Origin of the sequence: Candidatus Thioglobus sp. (assembly GCA_028228555.1) — a bacterium.
Lineage (GTDB): Bacteria > Pseudomonadota > Gammaproteobacteria > PS1 > Pseudothioglobaceae > Thioglobus_A.
The window spans coordinates 54,428-73,246 of the sequence record JAOJBP010000006.1; the positions used below are offsets into that span (position 1 = coordinate 54,428).

At 35.3% G+C, this 18,819-nt stretch carries 26 protein-coding genes; 18 read left to right on the top strand and 8 right to left on the bottom strand.

Annotated elements, in window-relative coordinates; genetic code table 11:
* Positions 1-69 precede the first annotated feature (69 nt).
* Both rpsT and N9Y32_04465 read left to right on the top strand, forming a co-directional pair.
* Positions 70-330 (top strand): 30S ribosomal protein S20, encoded by a 261-nt coding sequence (gene rpsT / locus N9Y32_04460; protein MDB2590265.1) that lies wholly within the window; start codon positions 70-72, stop codon positions 328-330.
* Between the two features lie 64 nt (positions 331-394).
* Positions 395-634, top strand: a complete 240-nt coding sequence (locus N9Y32_04465) for a TIGR02450 family Trp-rich protein (protein MDB2590266.1) — start codon at positions 395-397, stop codon at positions 632-634.
* Between the two features lie 19 nt (positions 635-653).
* Here N9Y32_04465 and N9Y32_04470 read toward each other — a convergent pair whose 3' ends face one another.
* From N9Y32_04470 to N9Y32_04485, 4 genes are read right to left on the bottom strand one after another with little or no spacing between them, the layout of a single operon-like run.
* Positions 654-1,517, bottom strand: coding sequence for a DUF6279 family lipoprotein (locus N9Y32_04470; GenBank protein MDB2590267.1), 864 nt, complete (start codon positions 1,515-1,517; stop codon positions 654-656).
* Between the two features lies 1 nt (position 1,518).
* Positions 1,519-2,199 (bottom strand): GTP cyclohydrolase I FolE, encoded by a 681-nt coding sequence (gene folE, locus N9Y32_04475; protein ID MDB2590268.1) that lies wholly within the window; start codon positions 2,197-2,199, stop codon positions 1,519-1,521.
* A gap of 20 nt (positions 2,200-2,219) precedes the next feature.
* Positions 2,220-2,771, bottom strand: coding sequence for a glutathione peroxidase (locus N9Y32_04480; protein ID MDB2590269.1), 552 nt, complete (start codon positions 2,769-2,771; stop codon positions 2,220-2,222).
* Positions 2,772-2,802: 31 nt separating this feature from the next.
* Entirely contained in the window at positions 2,803-3,666 is an 864-nt protein-coding gene (locus N9Y32_04485) for a MerR family transcriptional regulator (GenBank protein MDB2590270.1), read from the bottom strand.
* Positions 3,667-3,922: 256 nt separating this feature from the next.
* On the opposite strand from N9Y32_04485, the gene N9Y32_04490 reads away from it, so the two are divergent.
* The 16 genes from N9Y32_04490 to N9Y32_04565 all read left to right on the top strand — a co-directional run bounded on the left by N9Y32_04490 (position 3,923) and on the right by N9Y32_04565 (position 15,271).
* Positions 3,923-4,438 carry a CIA30 family protein gene (locus N9Y32_04490; GenBank protein ID MDB2590271.1) on the top strand — a complete coding sequence of 172 codons (516 nt, stop codon included), beginning with the start codon at positions 3,923-3,925 and terminating at the stop codon, positions 4,436-4,438.
* Positions 4,431-5,180, top strand: coding sequence for an SDR family NAD(P)-dependent oxidoreductase (locus N9Y32_04495; GenBank protein MDB2590272.1), 750 nt, complete (start codon positions 4,431-4,433; stop codon positions 5,178-5,180). The genes N9Y32_04490 and N9Y32_04495 overlap by 8 nt, the downstream gene beginning before the upstream one ends.
* A complete protein-coding gene (locus tag N9Y32_04500; protein MDB2590273.1) occupies positions 5,131-5,607 on the top strand; it encodes a DUF3429 domain-containing protein in 477 nt (158 codons plus the stop codon). The genes N9Y32_04495 and N9Y32_04500 overlap by 50 nt, the downstream gene beginning before the upstream one ends.
* Positions 5,608-5,619: 12 nt before the next feature.
* On the top strand, positions 5,620-6,264 hold the full coding sequence (locus N9Y32_04505) for a flavin reductase (GenBank protein MDB2590274.1): 645 nt from the start codon (positions 5,620-5,622) through the stop codon (positions 6,262-6,264).
* A 112-nt stretch (positions 6,265-6,376) separates the two neighbouring features.
* On the top strand, positions 6,377-6,859 hold the full coding sequence (locus N9Y32_04510; protein MDB2590275.1) for a Smr/MutS family protein: 483 nt from the start codon (positions 6,377-6,379) through the stop codon (positions 6,857-6,859).
* Between the two features lie 3 nt (positions 6,860-6,862).
* Entirely contained in the window at positions 6,863-8,263 is a 1,401-nt protein-coding gene (xseA, locus tag N9Y32_04515; protein ID MDB2590276.1) for an exodeoxyribonuclease VII large subunit, read from the top strand.
* On the top strand, positions 8,250-9,074 hold the full coding sequence (locus N9Y32_04520; GenBank protein ID MDB2590277.1) for a peptidoglycan DD-metalloendopeptidase family protein: 825 nt from the start codon (positions 8,250-8,252) through the stop codon (positions 9,072-9,074). The genes xseA and N9Y32_04520 overlap by 14 nt, the downstream gene beginning before the upstream one ends.
* Positions 9,064-9,474: an RDD family protein gene (locus N9Y32_04525; GenBank protein MDB2590278.1), complete on the top strand. Its 411-nt coding sequence runs from the start codon at positions 9,064-9,066 to the stop codon at positions 9,472-9,474. Before N9Y32_04520 ends, N9Y32_04525 begins: the two co-directional genes overlap by 11 nt.
* Before the next feature lie 66 nt (positions 9,475-9,540).
* The gene (locus N9Y32_04530) at positions 9,541-9,780 is read left to right on the top strand and encodes a hypothetical protein (protein ID MDB2590279.1); all 240 of its coding nucleotides are present in this window, start codon (positions 9,541-9,543) and stop codon (positions 9,778-9,780) included.
* A gap of 15 nt (positions 9,781-9,795) precedes the next feature.
* On the top strand, positions 9,796-10,131 hold the full coding sequence (locus N9Y32_04535; protein ID MDB2590280.1) for a septum formation initiator family protein: 336 nt from the start codon (positions 9,796-9,798) through the stop codon (positions 10,129-10,131).
* 54 nt (positions 10,132-10,185) lie between these two features.
* A complete protein-coding gene (ispD, locus tag N9Y32_04540; protein MDB2590281.1) occupies positions 10,186-10,893 on the top strand; it encodes a 2-C-methyl-D-erythritol 4-phosphate cytidylyltransferase in 708 nt (235 codons plus the stop codon).
* Entirely contained in the window at positions 10,890-11,363 is a 474-nt protein-coding gene (gene ispF / locus N9Y32_04545; GenBank protein MDB2590282.1) for a 2-C-methyl-D-erythritol 2,4-cyclodiphosphate synthase, read from the top strand. The genes ispD and ispF overlap by 4 nt, the downstream gene beginning before the upstream one ends.
* The gene (murC, locus tag N9Y32_04550) at positions 11,360-12,781 is read left to right on the top strand and encodes a UDP-N-acetylmuramate--L-alanine ligase (GenBank protein ID MDB2590283.1); all 1,422 of its coding nucleotides are present in this window, start codon (positions 11,360-11,362) and stop codon (positions 12,779-12,781) included. The genes ispF and murC overlap by 4 nt, the downstream gene beginning before the upstream one ends.
* A gap of 30 nt (positions 12,782-12,811) precedes the next feature.
* On the top strand, positions 12,812-13,624 hold the full coding sequence (murB, locus tag N9Y32_04555) for a UDP-N-acetylmuramate dehydrogenase (protein ID MDB2590284.1): 813 nt from the start codon (positions 12,812-12,814) through the stop codon (positions 13,622-13,624).
* The gene (locus N9Y32_04560) at positions 13,621-14,508 is read left to right on the top strand and encodes a D-alanine--D-alanine ligase (protein MDB2590285.1); all 888 of its coding nucleotides are present in this window, start codon (positions 13,621-13,623) and stop codon (positions 14,506-14,508) included. The genes murB and N9Y32_04560 overlap by 4 nt, the downstream gene beginning before the upstream one ends.
* Positions 14,492-15,271: a cell division protein FtsQ/DivIB gene (locus N9Y32_04565; protein ID MDB2590286.1), complete on the top strand. Its 780-nt coding sequence runs from the start codon at positions 14,492-14,494 to the stop codon at positions 15,269-15,271. The genes N9Y32_04560 and N9Y32_04565 overlap by 17 nt, the downstream gene beginning before the upstream one ends.
* Here N9Y32_04565 and N9Y32_04570 read toward each other — a convergent pair.
* From N9Y32_04570 to N9Y32_04585, 4 genes are read right to left on the bottom strand one after another with little or no spacing between them, the layout of a single operon-like run.
* Positions 15,255-15,947: a hypothetical protein gene (locus N9Y32_04570; protein ID MDB2590287.1), complete on the bottom strand. Its 693-nt coding sequence runs from the start codon at positions 15,945-15,947 to the stop codon at positions 15,255-15,257. The genes N9Y32_04565 and N9Y32_04570 overlap by 17 nt on opposite strands.
* Before the next feature lie 5 nt (positions 15,948-15,952).
* The gene (locus tag N9Y32_04575; protein MDB2590288.1) at positions 15,953-17,461 is read right to left on the bottom strand and encodes a LysM peptidoglycan-binding domain-containing protein; all 1,509 of its coding nucleotides are present in this window, start codon (positions 17,459-17,461) and stop codon (positions 15,953-15,955) included.
* A gap of 38 nt (positions 17,462-17,499) precedes the next feature.
* A complete protein-coding gene (locus N9Y32_04580) occupies positions 17,500-17,808 on the bottom strand; it encodes a BolA/IbaG family iron-sulfur metabolism protein (protein MDB2590289.1) in 309 nt (102 codons plus the stop codon).
* Positions 17,805-18,818, bottom strand: a complete 1,014-nt coding sequence (locus tag N9Y32_04585) for a CDP-6-deoxy-delta-3,4-glucoseen reductase (protein MDB2590290.1) — start codon at positions 18,816-18,818, stop codon at positions 17,805-17,807. The genes N9Y32_04580 and N9Y32_04585 overlap by 4 nt, the downstream gene beginning before the upstream one ends.
* Position 18,819 lies beyond the last annotated feature (1 nt).

Consider the following 18,819-nt stretch of genomic DNA (forward strand, 5'->3'; position numbering starts at 1 on the left):
TTTCACTAGACTTTTGCTCACTAAGACTTTATAATTACGCCTTTAAATATTTAACTATTATATAACACGATGGCTAATTCAGCAGGTTCTAAAAAACGCGCAAGACAAGCAACTAAACGCAATAAGCACAATTCTCAAATTCGTGCTAAAGTTCGTACTTTCATCAAGAAAGTATCTTACGCATTAGATGCTGGCAATAAGGAAGAAGCACAGGGTGGTTTTGCTGCTATGCAAAAAATGATTGATCAATCAGTCAGTAAAGGTCTTATGCATAAGAACCAAGCTGCTAGAAAGAAAGCTCGTATTAATGCACAAATCAAAGCTCTGTAAATAATAATTTAACATTGCTATAATAAAGCCCTCAAATGAGGGCTTTTTTAATACGTAAACGAAAATGATTAATGATAATGCTAAATCGAGTAATCGGCTCAATCCAGAAAAACTATTACTCACCAAATGGACTGCGTTAAATCCAAAAAACAAAGAGCTTCACTTTATTGTCACTAAGCTATTGCGTGATGATAATGATAAAATTATTAGCTGTAATCTTGAAGCGGTAATCAATAAAAATAGTTATGAAATCGACTGGCGAGACCTCAAAGACTCATCAATTTGGAAAACTGACTGGAATTAAATATCAGTCAGTTTTCCGCTCATCGATTTTCTTTTAGCTCCGTAAAAATCTGAATATAGTCATCTGCCTTGTTGTTGAAATGCTGTTTTTGATCCGGTGTAGCAATATGTATTAACTTTACAGTCAGCAAACCTATTGCCTGTATATTTTTATTACGTATATCGGCTAATGTATTAATTCGCTTGACATTAAACTGATTAAAAAAGATATTTAGATTGTCTGATTTAACTTCAATAGTATCTTCAGCTTTTAAAATCTCTTGGATATTTTCCTGCCAATACTTTCTTAGTTGTAGCCTCAGATATGCACTGCTATAAATTGTAGTTGCAGATCTTTGTATCTCATTTTTTTGCTGTTTAGTTAAATCTCCTAACCAGTTTTCAAAATTATCTAGCAATCTCTCTTTATTTTCTTCAGTAATCTCATACTTATCTAGCTCAACATTTTCCTTATAAAATTTATCATTCTTTTTATCAATATTTACAAACAATTCCTCAAGCTGAGTATTATTAAGTAATGGCAATAAAGTTACCATCTCTTCATTTAATTTTTTAACTAATAGCTGCCAAAAAGTCTCTATAGTTTCAATAGAATGAGAGACTTGCTCTTTGGTTAGATGAGAGCCAAAGTCGCGCTTAAGCCCTCTTAATAAGTTAGCATATTGTATGAGTTGGGTGTCACGATGCCAGGTTATGAGACTCAGAGTTTGTTGATCTACACGCTTTTCTAAAATACCATCCAGCGACACCATGCCTTCAACATAAGATGGGATGATATATCCAAGATTATTGTAGGTAAATTTAAAGGTGCAAGCGCTAGTAAATATTATGAAAGAAGCTATAAAAATAAATTTTGAATAAGATTTAATCAAAATTAACTTCATTTCATTTGCATTCTATTCGAGCAAGTGACATAAATTCATTACGTGTTATTGGATCTTTTTTAAATGAGCCGCCTAGTTTGCTTGTTACAGTGCTAGAACCAATATCTTCAACTCCGCGAGACTTGACACAAAAATGCTGCGCATCTATTAAAACTGCAATATGTTCTGTTTGCAATATATAAGAAAGTGTATGCCAAATTTGTTCTGTAAGACGCTCCTGAATTTGTGGTCTTTTACAAAAGTATTCCACTATACGATTCATTTTCGATAACCCTAGTACCTTTTCATGTGGAATATAACCAACAGTAGCAAGCCCATCAATTACAACAAAATGATGCTCACAATTAGATTGTGCATTAATGCCACGCTCCACAACCATTTCATCGTACTTCATTTTATTCAATACCGCTGTGCATTTTGGAAATGCCTTATAGTCTAAACCCCAAAATATTTCATCAACATACATCTTTGCAACCCTTTTAGGTGTGTCGATTAAACTATCATCTGTTAAATCTAGACCTAATGTTTTCATTATGTTTTTGAAATCAGACTCAATGCTATCGATTTTCTCAGTTCTTGAAAGGTCCATTTCTTCAATAGGTGTCTCAACGCCCTGCTTGACAAGATGCTTATGTATTTCTAAACCAAGAGATGGATCTGTTTTTGTCTTGTTATATGACATATTTAATTTGAAGTAAAGAGTTAAAGCTTTACTTTTTTTAGCTCCTTCTTAATTTCACTAATAACTTGCTCATCCATCGGATCGATTGAGCTTCTGTAACTCTTAACAAACTGACCATCGCTATCTATCAAGTACTTATGAAAATTCCATTGTGGATAAGCACCTGAAACCTCCGCCAGTTTTTTATACAATGGATCAGCATTTTGCTCAGTTACTCGCGTCTTACTAAACATTGGGAAATCAACACCATAAGTCATCTCACAAAAAGTCTTAATTTCTTTTTCATTACCAGGCTCCTGGTATCCAAAATCATTTGATGGAAAGCCTAACACTAATAACCCACTTTCCTTGTATTGTGTATAAAGCTTCTCAAGTGAATCGTATTGCTCTGTATAAGCACATCTGCTAGCTGTATTAACTACAAGCAGAACCTTTCCTTGGTATTCTTTACACAGATTAACCTGCTCATTTTTATTTAAAGTTTTGACATTTAAATCAAGCAACTCCGAACATACTTTTGCATTCACTTGTAAATTGAATAACAAAACTGCCGCTAATATAATAATTTTCATTTATGCCTCTTGGTTGGTTAAAATCATCCGCTTAAAACGGCATTTGATCGAAAGAAGTAAACTTGTTAATACCAGATGGTAAGTTACGTATACGTTTTACACCCTCACCTCCAGTCCATAAAACTACATTTTTGGGAATAGAGTCGCGCAATTCAACTAAATGATTATGAATATTTTTATACTGATAAGCACCACTGAATGTTATTCCTAATATATCAACATTGAGTCTATCAACCGCCAAAATAATTTGGTCCATTGGTACTTCTCCACCAAGATTGATGACATTAACACCACGATCTGATAGCAAGGCAGAGAGCATTAACAAGCCAAGCGTATGCTCTTCACCAGGTAAGGTTGCAAGCAAAACACAAGGCTTAGTTGAAATTTTCTGTGATGATGAAATCTTATTATTAAGAAAGCGTGTTAACACTTCAGATAGCATTTTTTCTTCAAAAATTTGTAATTGCCCTTTTGCCCAGCGCTCACCAACGGTCTGTAATAATGGCGTAATAGTCTGTGTAATAAAAGTTTGCATATCTTGTTGCTGATAAACTTTAGATAGCGCTTCTTCCAGTGCATTAGCATCGCTAGTTTGCAAGATATTCAACAAACCCTCTATTGAATCACTGATTGATGAAGATGGATAGAGATTTGCCTCCAATAACTCAAGAGCAGTATCATTTAAGGCTACAACCTTTCCAGGTCGAAAACCTTGATCAAGTAAGCGACGAATACATTGAAGGCGGCGTAACTGACCTTCAGAATAAATACGCTCACCCTTATCATTACGAATTGGTTTCGGAAAGCCGTAACGGCGTTCCCAGATACGTAATGTATCACGGGCTATTCCACTATCACGCTCAACGGTACCAATAGGTAAAAACTTAAAACTCATAAATTAACTATGACTTATATTAACAATTGAGCGAATTATAATACTATTTGTCCTAGACAAAAATAAAAATATCCATATAATAAGTACATGGATAACTAAATTTAGATAGATAACACTAACTTGCAAAATAAAACTATTATTTATGATATTACAAATATTTACCCGAAGTCTTCAACTATCTAAATTGATAAAGAGACTTCTACTGAGTATCATAATTCTCGCTAGTTGGATAAACAGTAATGCAATCGCTAAAGACATGAACCTTGCCGTTATAGACAACCGAAATAATAATAATCTAACTTCTACCCTTGGAACTAAATGGCAATTGGTAACGGATGCCATTATGGGTGGACTTTCTCAAGGACAATTATCTTTAGATGTATACAAAGATAAGAATTGTTTGCGTATGCGTGGAAATGTAACAACAGAAAATAATGGAGGATTTGTTCAGATAGCACTACCCTTGTCTAAAAACAACACTTTTGACGCTTCAGACTATTCTGGTGTTGAAATAGAAGTTGCCGGCAATAGTGAAATTTACAACATACACTTTAGAACAGATGAATTATGGTTTCCATGGCAGTCATATCGCTCTAGTTTTAAAGCAGAAAGTGACTGGAAAAAATATCGTATTCCTTTTAAAGAGTTAGATAAATATAAAACTTTTCATGAATTCTCTCAGGGCAAAATTAAACGCATTGGTCTGGTTGCAATAGGGCGTGAATTCCAAGCAGACCTATGTTTAGCCGATATAAGGTTTTACAATGAATAACTCCGTAGCTATTGTTATTGGTGCTGGAAGTAGTATCGGCGGCGCAATGATTGAGCAGTGGCAAAAAGATAGTGCTATTGGTCAAGTTATTGCTATTAGTAGAAATCAAACTTCTAGCAAAGCAAAAATACTCTCTTCATCTGTTCACAATATACAATGCGATTATAGCGAAGCATCAATTTTCAAAGCCTGTGAGATGATCAAGCTACTAATGGAGAAAAACCAGTTAGGAACAATAAGCCGTATTTGTATTTGCAATGGTGTTTTACATAATGACTCTATTTGGCCAGAAAAACGCATAGAAGAGCTAAATATTAGTAGCCTTTTGGAGGTTTTCACAATTAATAGTGTCGTTCCTATTCTCTGGTTAAAGTCACTTATTGAACTGGTTAAATCCAAAAATAATTGTATTATTACAGTATTTAACGCAAGGATTGGAAGTATCGGAGATAACCGTTCTGGTGGGTGGTATAGCTATCGCGCATCAAAAGCGGCGCTAAATATGCTTTTAAAAACTGCTGCTATCGAATATGCCAGGCGAGCTAAAAATGTAAAACTTATCTCCTTTCATCCTGGTACTACCGATACAGAATTAACTAAGCCCTTTCAAGGTTCAGTAAAAAAAGAAAAATTATTTACACCTGAGTTTGTCGCAGAGCATCTTGTAAAAATTATGAACCAACAAGATATAGATGGTAAATTATCTTTTATTGACTGGGAGAATAAAGCCATTGTTTGGTAATGAACAAGTGGCAAAAAAACTTGGTTATTCCGGTCTAATTCCGTTTATTGTATTTACGATTGGTAGTTGGGTGCAATTACCAATCGTATCTAATAGCCCCTATATTCTAGTCACTTATGCAGCCGTAATATTATCTTTTATGGGTGCAATTCATTGGGGTATCGCTATGTCTAGCCCTAAGCAAGGCAATTCTCAATATTTTATTGTTAGTGTTATTCCTGCACTAATTGCATGGGTGTCTCTTCTAATGTCTGAAGATTATGCAATCATCCTTTTAATAATCGGTTTTATTGCCCTGATCATGTATGATCGGGCTGTAGAAAAATTAGTAAAATTTCCTTCTTGGTATCTACCTATGAGAAAAAGATTAACGACTGTCGTCATCCTATGCTTATCTATGACACAACTATCATTCTTGATACTTTAAATTGGACCATTTATGCAGTTAAAAACAGAACAGATTGAAGCCTTAGATGATCGATATCGAGCATTATTTATAAATGCATTAAGTGGCTTCAAAAGCGCCAATATGATTGCTAGCTGCGATCTAAAAAAAAATACTAATATTGCCATCTTCACTTCTGTTTTTCATATCGGCTCAAATCCGCCATTGTTAGGCATGATATCTCGACCACATTCAGTTTCCAGGGATACCTTAGAAAATATACTACAGACTCAACATTACACAATCAATCATGTTAATGATTCAATCTGCGAAAAAGCGCATCAAACATCAGCTCGATATGATAAAAAAACATCGGAATTTAAAGCAACAGGTTTAAATGAAGAATGGCATGATAACTTCCCCGCACCTTTTGTAAAGGAAAGTCGAATTCAGCTAGGTATGAAACTAAGAGAACATCATCAACTAACAGCTAATAATACCATTATGATTATTGGTGAGATAACTCATATAAACATCAAAGATGATATCGTTCATCAGGATGGATATATCGATATAGAGAAAGCTGGCAGTGTTACAGTAAGTAGTCTTGATAGTTATCATCGTACTGAACTCATTACCCAGCTAAGCTATGCTAAACCAGAAAGTCCATCTAAACAAATTACTAATCGTAAGAAATAACTAGTCATTGGAAAAAATACATCTTAAGGTGTCGATCAAAGCTTTGTAAACAGCTAGTTAACATTGCTATAATTAAACTCTTATTTAAGGGTTCTTTAATGCATAAAAAAATATGATCAACGACAACGACAAACAGCTGTTTAGAGATAGTGTTGATGCTAGTATACCTATCGATAAAGATGGGGCAAACCCAAAAAATAATCAAGTCAAAAAAGCTGCATTCACAGCCTATAGCTATATCATCGAAGCCAGATTGGATGGATCGCAAACTGTAGCCCATGCCAAAAACGGTTTATCGCCAAAAATTATTAAAAAAATGAAGCGCGGCGATATTGACTATGCACCCACATTAGATCTCCATGGATTTACGACTGTTGAAGCCTGTGAAGCTATGAGTGAGTTCATGCATCATTATCAGCATGAAAATTTTATTCATATCATTCATGGCAAGGGCTATAACTCTGAAAATGGCATGAGTATTTTAAAAACCCAAGTTGTAAGCTTTTTAAGCCAGCACCCTCAAGTATTGGCATTTAACTCTTGCCCTGACAAAGATGGTGGCACTGGTGCAATCTTCGCCCTACTTAAACAATAAATTATGTTTAATTTAGATGAAATCTATAGTGTCTCTAGCTTTTTATCACTGTGCAATAAAACGGTTGAAGATAATATTCCTACTTGTTGGTTACAAGGGGAGATTTCTAACTTAGCACGCCCTGCTTCTGGCCATTGGTATTTCTCATTAAAGGATAATAAAGCTCAAGTTCGCTGCGCCCTGTTTCGTCTTAATCAGAGAAATATTAAATTTACGCCTGAAAATGGCATGGAAATCTTAGTGCGCGCTGCGCCAACTCTTTATGAAGCACGAGGAGATTTTCAGCTAATTGTTCAACAAATTGAGCCAGTGGGTGTTGGTAATCTTAATCTAGCCTTTGAGCAATTAAAAAACAAGCTTGCTGAAGAGGGTCTATTTGATCAGTCTCACAAAAAAAAACTACCTACTCAAATCAATACTATTGGTGTTATTTCTTCATCGACCGGCGCGGTTATTCAAGATATTATTAGAGTATTAAATAAGCGCTATCCTTTTGCTGACGTTTTATTATTTGATAGCATCGTTCAAGGCCAAGGTGCATTTGAAAAAATTAGTCGAGCCATTATTGCAGCTGATAATTCTCAACGCTGTGATGTATTAATTGTTGCTCGTGGCGGTGGATCGCTAGAAGATCTATGGGCCTTTAATGAGGAGTCATTAGCACGTATTATTTACAACACTAAAACTCCAATTATTAGCGCAATTGGCCATGAAACGGACACCACTATTTCTGATTTTGTAGCTGATATTCGCGCTCCAACGCCTAGTGCTGCAGCTATGTTGGCAACGCCGGATAAATTGGAGATACTTTCTCGTGTGGCAAAATTATCAACACAATTACATCACCAAGTTCTTCAAAATAAACAGCGTAAACAAGCTTATCTTAATCAGCTTAAGCTTAGAATAATCACGCCTGATAGGCAATTAAATTATTTATCGCAACAACTTGATTATTTATCACATCGACTAAGTGGATCTATAGCTAGTGTTATTGATACTCAAGAGCATAAATTAACGACATTGCTTTCTAACTTAAAACAACATTCACCTAGCGTGAGAATTAAGCATTCTATTGCTATTAGTCAGTTGTCAGCTAACCAGCTACATCGACAAATTAACCAGGTCGTTCATGATAGTAAACAAACTTTAATCCAATTAAACAGTCGACTAAAAATCGCGACATCACAAATTGTTAAGCAACAGCAAAATCAACTGGCAAGTCATGCCAATGCACTAGGACACTTATCACCACTCAGCACTCTGTCTAGAGGTTATAGTATTACTACAGGCATCAAAAGCCAAGTATTGACGTCAATTACTCATACCCAATCAGGGCAAACTATTAAAACACGCCTAAGTGATGGTGTTATTCATTCCAAGGTGGAAAAAATTGAAAAAAATTAAATTCTTATTACTCTTACTTTTACCATTAAGTGTTTTGGCGAATCTTGATGTCAAGCATATGCCCATACCAGGGGGAATAGCAGTGGTTGATTTCTATACTAACCATTCCAACCCAAAAGCTTTTTATAGCCAAGTTCCAGTCTATATTCAGCAAATAAATAAAACTCATTGGCAAGCATTAGTCGGCATTCCTTTATTGTCTACAATAGGAGAAAAAAAAGTGACTATTAAGGATTTTTCTACACGACATATTGCCTTTGGAGTAACTGAACATGATTATAAAAAACAGTATATTACCCTGAAAGGAAAAAACAAAAAATATGTTAATCCAAATCTATTACACATGGATAGAATTAACCGAGAGCGTCCGATTCTTTCCAAAGCGCGTAAAACTTTCTCCAATATAACCAACAAACATGTTAAATTTATTCGGCCTGTATCAGGTGTCACTACAAGTCCTTTTGGATTTAAACGCTTTTATAATGGTCAACCTAGGCGCCCCCATACAGGACTAGATTATGCGGGAGGCATTGGTACAGAAATTAAAGCTTCTGGAGGGGGTAAAGTTATTATTAGTGATGAATTTTTCTTTAACGGTAATACCGTCTTTATTGATCATGGTCAGGGCCTGATTAGCGTTTATATTCATATGAATAAACGCCTAGTAGTACCTGGTCAGATTTTAAATCAAGGCGACATTATCGGGACTATAGGTCAAACAGGTAGAGCCACGGGCCCTCATCTACATTTTGGAATCTACCTTAACCAAACTGTTGTCAATCCTAACTTATTAATTAATCATGAAATCTAATGTCTCATTGTTGCGCCGACTTGGTGCTATGTTTTACGACACTTGCCTAACTTTTTCTTTAGTCTTTTTTATTGGAATGGTTGTCAATGTATTATTTGGTGATATGGGAGATGCTTTTTTCTATTTAATCACTCTACCCAGTGTTTATTTATATTTCACCATGTCATGGGTTAAAGGGCGTCAAACTGTCGGAATGAAAGCTTGGAAATTTCAAGTTATACAAAATAATCAATCCTCCCATGAATGGAAAAGTATCACCCATCAACAAGCATTCTTTCGCTTCATTTTAAGCTTTATATCGTTTTTATCACTTGGATCTGGGTTTATTTATCAGGTATTTAACCGAAATAATTTGGCTTGGCATGATCAAATTTCTCATACTTTATTGATGAAAAATTGACTTACATCAATAAAGTAAAAAAAATTTATGCTATAATATTTTTAATTGTTTCATCAAGGTAAAGGCATGAGCTCTTCAGCAGAAAATAGCAGTTTAAGAGGAAATATTTTAATGATTAGCTCACTGGTAGTATCCTTAGTGGCGCCTTTAGCTTTAATTATACTTTCTTATATCGGAATTATCTCTGGTACTGCTGAATACATAGCAGCCTTTGGTGTTGTTGCCTCAACCATCTATATTATTGGTGGTTCAATTTGGATGTTTTTACAAGATGCTCAAGATGGTAAAAACCTTGCTGATGGTTAATTGGTTCAATAAATTGTGAATATTAACTCTTTAAAAAAGCCAAATAAACTATTTGGCTTTTTTTATCGCTACTGGATTAGCATTATTTTACTTGTTGTTTTGGCGACTCTCATACGCCAAAACTTTATCATTAATACATTCCCTTTTGATATAAGCGAAAAGCAGGCAATCCTTAAAGAAAATCTAGCAGTTAATCAACAACTAAAGCAAGAGAATTTAAAGCTTAAGCTAGAATTAAATGCAAAATCTGATGAAAAATTAGAAATTTTAGAATCTATGGCTAGACAAAAATTTGGCCTCATCAAACCTGGTGAAAAATACTACCAAATCAGTATTTCTGATCCAGATTAAAATTAGCATCGCTTGGGTATAATAAAAAAATAATACACTCTAATTTTATGCTTTATGCCAATTGATCATTGTTATCTTGTTGTACCCGCTAGCGGCGTTGGAACAAGAATGCAGTCAAGCATCTCGAAGCAATATTTGCAACTAGACAATGGCTTAAGTGTACTTGATCAAACTCTATCAACCTTATTAAATATAAAAAAAATTAAAGGCTGTGTGGTAGCAATTTCTGAGCAAGATAATCTGTTTAGTTCTTCTCAGTTTTATAACCATTCTAAGCTTTTAGCCATTGCTACTGGCGGTAAAGAGCGCTATCATTCAGTGATTAATGCTCTCAACTCTTTAAGGCCTTTCGTTAAAGACAATGATTGGATTTTAGTACATGATGCTGCTCGCCCTTGTATCAAGGCTGAAGATGTTGAAAATCTTATACAGCAACTTGAGAATCAAAAAATTGGTGGATTATTAGCAACTAAAGTGGTTGACACCATTAAGAAATCTAGCCATCAAATGGTTGAGTCCACCATTGAGAGAAGTAATCTTTGGCAAGCTCAAACACCACAGATGTATCGATTTGGTATATTATTAAATGCATTAAATACTGTTTATAATAATGGTATTAATATTACAGACGAAGCAAGTGCTATTGAGTATTTGGGTTTAGATTCTTTATTGGTTGAATCTTCAAAGACCAATATTAAGATCACCAGTCCGGATGATTTGGCTTTAGCTAATTTTTATTTAAATAATTCATCGATCTCATGAAAATTAAAACTGGCTTAGGTCAAGATTCACATGCTTTTGAGGACAATCATAAAGCTTTGTTATTAGCAGGAGTTAACCTTAAGCATATTCAAGGCTTAAGAGCTAATAGTGATGGTGATGTAGTGTTTCATGCCCTAACTAATGCTGTTTCCTCCATTACTGGTATCAATATACTGGGCGCAACAGCAGACAATCTTTGCCAGCAGGGAATTACTGATAGTAGTGAATATTTGAAATTATCCCTGCAAGACTTACAAGATTGGCAAGTACAACATATTGCAATTTCTATTGAATGTTTGACGCCAAAAATTTCTCCTTTTATTGCTGATATGAAAACAAATATAGCCAAGCTATTTAACATCTCATCTAATGATGTTGGTATTACTGCAACTTCAGGCGAAGAGTTAACTGCGTTTGGTAAGGGCGAAGGTATTCAGGTACTTTGTATCATTAGCGCCCTTAAAGTATGAAAGGTTTAAGACAAGTCTTCAAATCTAGAATCAATAAAATTCATTTTATTGGTATTGGTGGCTCTGGTATGAGTGGTATCGCTGAAGTATTACATAATCTCGGTTATCAAATTTCTGGCTCAGATATTCATCAAAATAGTATCACTGATAGACTGTCAAAGATGGGTTGTAAGATTAGCTTTAAGCATGATGTGCATAATATTGATAACGTGCAAGCAGTTGTTATTTCTAGCGCTATTAGTTCTAGTAACCTTGAACTAATAAGAGCACAACAACTACACATTCCAGTTGTCCCTAGAGCTGAAATGCTAGCTGAAATTATGCGCTTTCGCTTTGGTATTGCCGTTGCTGGCACACATGGAAAGACAACCACAACGAGTATTGTTGCTCACATTCTTAATCATGCTGAGCTCGACCCTACTTATATTATTGGTGGCATTCTAAATTCGACTGGCGTGAATGCTAAATTAGGTGAGAGTGATTATTTAATTGCTGAAGCGGATGAATCAGATGCATCTTTTTTGCATCTGCAGCCTATGCTCAGCGTGATCACTAATGTCGACCAAGACCATATGGCAACCTATGATAATAATTATCAACAATTAAAAGATACTTTTGTTAGCTTCACATCAAACTTACCCTTTTATGGTACTTGTATCCTTTGTAGTGATGATCAAGGTGTGCGCGATATTATTAGTGACATTCACCGCCCTATGATTAGTTATGGTTTTAATTCAGATGCTGATATACGTGCTATTAATATCAAACAGGTTGGCATGCAAATGCACTTTGACGTTGTTCACACTCGGGACAATTCAAAATATAGCAATCCTTACCCAATTCAGCTTAATCTTATTGGTAAGCATAACATTCTTAATACGTTAGCTGCGATTGGTGTTTGCTGTGAACTCAATATTGACATTAATATTATCCAGTCTGCACTTAATGATTTTTCTGGCGTTGCCAGAAGATTAGATCACCATGGCCAGTTATCAATCCAAGGCCATTCAATTGATTTTTTTGATGATTATGGGCACCATCCTGTTGAAATTAATGCTATTTTTGACTCACTCAAGAACACTTATCCTGATAGACGTCTCGTAGTAATTTTTCAGCCACATCGCTATTCTAGAACCAGAGATCTGTTTGATGATTTTGCTCGTATTTTAAGTCTTGCAGACGGCTTGATCTTATTGGATATTTACCCTGCAAATGAAGATCCAATTGCTCAGATTAGTAGCTCAACATTAGCTGAATCTATCAGAAAGCGCTCAACATTAAACCCGGTTGTGATCAAGAATGCGCAAGAAGTTTTAAAGGTGTTGCCTCATATTATTAATGAAAATGACGTTTTACTTACCCTGGGTGCAGGTGACATCCATACACTGCCTAGTTTACTAAAATCAACCTTCGTCTAAAGTGTTAGCGTGATAAAACATAGCGAACCCATGATCTCTCACTGCTCTTTACGTGCTGGCGGGCTGGCGCAGGATTTTTTCATCCCAAATAACACTCAAGCGCTTGTTGATTTTCTAAAGTCTAATACCAAGCCTATATTATTTATAGGACTGGGTAGTAATATTCTAATTCGCGATCATGGATTTCAAGGTGTTATCGTTAAACTAACCCAGCTTAAATCTTTGACAATTAACCATTCTTGCATCATCGCAGAAGCTGGTGCAACACTGGCTAAATTATCCAGATTTACATTAGAAAAAAACTTATTTGGAGCAGAGTTTTTAAGCGCCATTCCTGGAACTACTGGCGGTGCATTGGCAATGAATGCAGGTGCTTTTGGTTCTGAAATTTGGCAGTTTGTTAAGCGTGTTCATACGGTTAACAAATCAGGCGAGCTCTTTTGGCGCAATCCTGGTGAATTTGATATCCTCTATCGACAAATTACACCTTTACATCCCAATGAATACTTTATTTCAGTAGAGTTAGAGTTTAATACTATTTCATCTAATCAAAATATTCAGCAACTTCTTAAAAAAAGAAATGACTCTCAGCCTATTGGTTTGCCAAGTTGTGGCAGTGTATTTAAAAACCCTAAGGGTCATTATGCTGCTGAACTAATTGAAAAATCTAACTTAAAGGGTTTTTGCATTGGTGGCGCTTGTGTGTCTGAGAAGCATGCTAATTTTATTATTAATCACAATAAAGCTAGTGCTGCTGATATTGAAAATCTAGTTATTCATATTCAACAAACCGTAAAATCAAACTTTAAAATTGATTTAGAAACAGAGTTAAAAATTATATGATTGCTGTATTAATGGGGGGTAACTCTGCAGAGCGAGAAGTTTCTTTAAATAGTGGGAAGGCTGTTTATCAGGCACTTAAATCTCAACATATTGATTGTTTTGAATTTGACTGGAAAGGTGAAAATTTAGATAGCTTATGGTCTCAAGAATTTGATTTGGCTTTTGTTGTTCTTCATGGTCGTGGTGGAGAAGATGGCGCCATTCAGAAGTTACTAGAAGCTAGAAATATTTCTTATACTGGATCCAATGCAGAAGCAAGTGCTAATGGTATGGATAAACATTTAAGTAAGGAAATTTGGAAAGCTTCTAATCTACCATTAGCACCGTCTATAGTTGCCATCCAAAACATGACATTACCTATAATTAACTTCCCACTACCCTGGGCTATAAAGCCTGTGTCAGAAGGCTCTAGCATAGGTATCAGTAAAGTAACTGATCCTGATCAATTAGATGAAGCTTTAGCGCTTGCTTGGCACTATGATAACCGAGTTTTAATTGAACAATGGATTGAGGGCGAAGAATACACAGTTACTATATTAGGTAAGGATACCCTGCCTGTAATTAAAATTGTTTCAGATCAGGATTTTTATAACTATGATTCTAAATACCTGTCAAGCACCACCCAATACCTTTGCCCCTGTGGCTTAACAGAAAATCAAGAGAATCAGCTTAAAGAGATAGCGCTAACGGCTTTTCAAGCTATAGATGCTAATGGCTGGGGGAGGATTGATTTTATTTTAGACAAAGATAATTCACCCTTCTTACTTGAAATTAACACTGTTCCAGGAATGACGTCTCATTCTCTAGTGCCAATGGCTGCAAAAGCAGCGGGGATTACTTTTGAGCAATTAGTTCAGCGGATTACTCATGAAGCTGAAAAGTAAAAATCAACATAGACGATCTCTATTTCAATATTTAAAGCTATTACTTTGGCCACTAATATTTACACTAGTTGTCTCGATTATTGTTTGGACAAATTATCACTACAATTCAAGTGAAATACTTAAGATAAGTGTTAATTGGGAAATAGATCGTGACTACCTGGTTAATAAAGAAACGTTTGAAAAGCAAATAGAGTCATTGACTAATAAGCCCTATCAGTTAGATTTACATGGAATTAAAGATGCATTAGAGCGCCACCCATGGGTGCAAGAAGCCAATGTAAAGCGTTTGTTTTGGGATACTATTCAGATTGGTATAATTACTCACCCAATTGCTGCTTATTGGGAAAATTTAGCTTGCAATAAACCCCTTGAAAAAGAGAATTGCCAAGGCTACATAACAACCCAAGGCAGCCTTATCAAGCCAGAAAATTTATACTATCAGCGAAATGATCAAGCATTAGAAAATCTAGTGGTTTTAAAATCTGGACATCAGCCAGAACAATATGGCTCACTTTTAGAGGATTATCGAACTTATCAGCTAATCTTATCTGACTTAAAAATCCTTACTTTAACAAGAAGCAATATTGATCAGCTAACCTTAAAACCTAATATAACTGTCGTACTTGGTTATAACAAACAACAGCAACGCCTAAAAGATTTTGTAAAAATTTATCATAAATTAAGGCAAAAAATTCCGCTAAGAAAACTAAATAAAGCAACCTATGATATGCGTTATCCTAAAGGATTTACGCTGAAGTATTAGCCTCTTGAATTAGTTGATAGCACAAAGCTAAATTAACCAAACTCCAGTAAAAAAGAATAGCTTTAATTGCCCATCCAAAAGCTTCTGGGAAGCCTATTGCACTGAACAATGATGTAAAGATCATGCCAATTAAAGCAGGAATAATAGCTTGTAATAAAAATAAATTAGCCTGAGAGGCAAAATTTAACTTCCATTTATAATTTGAAGGTTGGTTTGTCGCAATATTCACAAAATTCAATGTCATTGGCATAATTAAAAAGTAAATAATTAACTGTAAAAAATCAATGCCTGTGAGCATAACAGGGACTGTCGTTATAAATCCTACAAACAGTGTCAAACCAATAAATCTAAAAATTTGGCGAATATTAAAGATTGGCGACATGGCCGATACATTTTGTCCACCCAAAACAACCAATCGATACATATTGACTGACAACATAATATAGCCATACAAAAACAATAATAAATATATAGGTGTATTGTCTGGCAATACAACCTCAGTCAAATCTCCGCCTTGAAACGCAACCTCCATGAGATCAAACATTTGAGGCAATATGAGCAGCAATGGCAATGAAATAGCCACTGGTAAAATGGATATTTCAACAACTTTTTTCCAGTGTGTCAGCGCAAAGGCAAAACTGGCTAAGATGATTTTATTAATAGGTAATATATTCATAAGTTTTATTTCATTTTCGAATTAACAACATTGACCATAATGGTAAGTTTTTGTTTGGGCTGTAGTGGCCTGTCATCAAGCTTATTCCACTGTTTTATTTGTAGAACACTAACGCCAAATTTAGCAGCAATGGTTGATAAATTATCACCACTTCTTACTTGATAAACTACTTTTCTATCAATATCGATACCCAGTGATGTCACTGATGATAAATCTTTATAAGCTTCTACAATAGGCTGCCAAAGTACAAGTTTTTTGCCTAATTTTAATGGCTCTGAACGCTTAATATGATTCCATTTAATAATTTTTTTAATACTGACTTGATACTTTTTCGAAATTAACCATAAGCTATCCCCTGCTTGAATAGTGTGAATAACTTTACGCCCTGATTTCTTTGAATTTAAGCGTTTTTTTTCTAGTTGATCTTCTGACGATGAGTAAGCTTTAGTATTCTTTTGAGCAACAGGAACAATTAAATAATCACCCATTTTAATGAAATGGTTTTCTAATTGGTTAACGCTGCTAATTTGTTTTATGGTTGTTGCGTACTTCTGCGCAATCACACTTAAACTATCCCCTTGTTTAACTTGATGTCGTATCCATTTCAATCTTGCTATGTTTGGATTTTTAAGCATTGACTGCTTAAACAGTTGCATATTTTGAATAGGTAATAACAAATTATAAGCACCTTCACTTGGAGTAGCCCATCGCTTTAAACCAGGATTAAGAGAGTATAAAGTATCAAGCTCTATCTCAGACCAATCAGCAATTAAAGCCAAATCAAACTGGGTGTTTAGTTGAATAGACTCTATGGCTGGCTTGTTATCAACAGGGGTGATAGTTTGCCCATATTTTTCTGGATTTTTAATGAGTTCTGTTACAGCTAATAATCTTGGCACATAGCCTTTGGTCTCGTTTGGTAATTTCAAATGCCAAAAATCAGTAGGTTTGCCTAGTTTTTTATTATCACGAATGGCTCTTTGCACTCGCCCTGGACCAGAGTTGTAAGCTGCTATAGCTAACAGCCAATCTCCCTTGAAAAGCTTGTTTAAGTTTTTCAAGTACTTTACAGCTGCCTTGGTGGATGCCAATACATCACGCCGAGAATCATACCACCAGTTATCTTTTAAGCCATAAAGCCTACCTGTCGATGGAATAAACTGCCATAACCCTGATGCAGTACCATGAGAGTATGAAAAAGGATAATAAGCAGATTCAACAATAGGCAATAAAGCGATCTCGAGTGGGAGCCCTGCTTTTTCAACTTCTTGAACTACTAAATACAAATAAGGGTTGGCACGTTTAGTAATGCGCGTTAAATAGTCAGGATTTTTTTTAAACCAATCTATATGCCAATATAACTGTTTTTGATTAGATGCCTTTAATGTCGCTTTATTAGTAATATGACGCCAAAGATCTTTCTCAATAATAGGCTTAATAGAGACCGTTTCTTTTAGTTCAGGCTTTATCGGCTGATTGGTACTGTCATTTACTGGTGGGTTACAAGCACCCAAAAGCAAAAAGCTAGAGAATAAAAATAACTTGTTAATTCTTAAGATTGACTACCACCAGAGCATTTTGGGGAATCGGGAGCGCCATTTTTTGATTGCCACTCATGAGAGGTATAAGTGTGCATTGCAAGTGCATGAATGTGACTTAACTCTTCTTTAAAAAGATTATTAATAAAGCGATGTCTAGTAATTAAAGCTAAATCATTAAAATAGTCACTTACTACAATCAACTTAAAATGAGACTCTGTCGCAGGACCCGAGTGATTACTAGACTCATTAATTACCTCTAAATAACTCGGGGATAAGGCAAGTTGAAGTTGTTCAGTTAAATGTTGTTTCATGTCGCTCATAAGTCACTTGTTTGATGGGCAAAATCATAGCTATCATTAAAGAAATTCTTTTCAAGCATGCCTTTTTTAACAAAAGTATTGGCAGCAGATGTGACCATCACTGGGGGGCCACAAGCATATACCTCAAAATTGACTAACGTTTCAAAATCCTCTAACACTGCTTCATGAACATAGCCTACTCTGCCTTGCCAATTTTTGTCAGGCATTGATAGCACTGGTACAAAATTAATATGCTCATGCTTTTCAGCCCATTCATAAGGCAATGACATGTACAAGTCTTGTTCACTTCTAACACCCCAATAAATATCAATTTTTCTTTGACTATTGGATTCAATCTGATGCTCGATCATGGCCTTAACAGGGCCGAATCCAGTGCCGCCTGCAAGCATAATCATAGGCTTTTCACTATCTTCTCTTAAATAAAAACTACCCTTAGGGCCTTCAATTTTTAACAAAGACTTCTCTTGCATTTTGTTAAATACAAAATCAGTAAATTTTCCACCAGAAATCAGACGTACATGAAGCTCAATAATGCCTGTATTATGCGGCGCATTAGCAATAGAAAAGGCGCGAGGATCAAAATCAGGGTGAATCAAATCTATATACTGCCCAGCTATGTATTGCATAGCTTCATTACCTGGAATTTTCAAAACAATTTTTGCCACATCGGCACTTAAATGTTCGATTGTATCAACTTTACAAGGTAATGTTTTAACTTCAATATCAGCAACACTTTCAAGTTCAGTAGCGACAATCGATATATCCGTTTTAGCAAAGCACTTACATGGAAGAATCATGTTATCACTAACTTCTGCAGGCGTTAATCCAGGTGGAATACCTTTTAAATAACCAACCTCACCTTCCATAAGAGTCGCTTTACACTTACCACAAAAACCATTTCGGCAACCATAAGCAAATCCAAAGCCATTACTAATGGCGCCATCCAGAATAGTTTCATTTTCTGAAACTTTAAACTGATTACCACTCACTTGATTTTCTACTGTAAACATG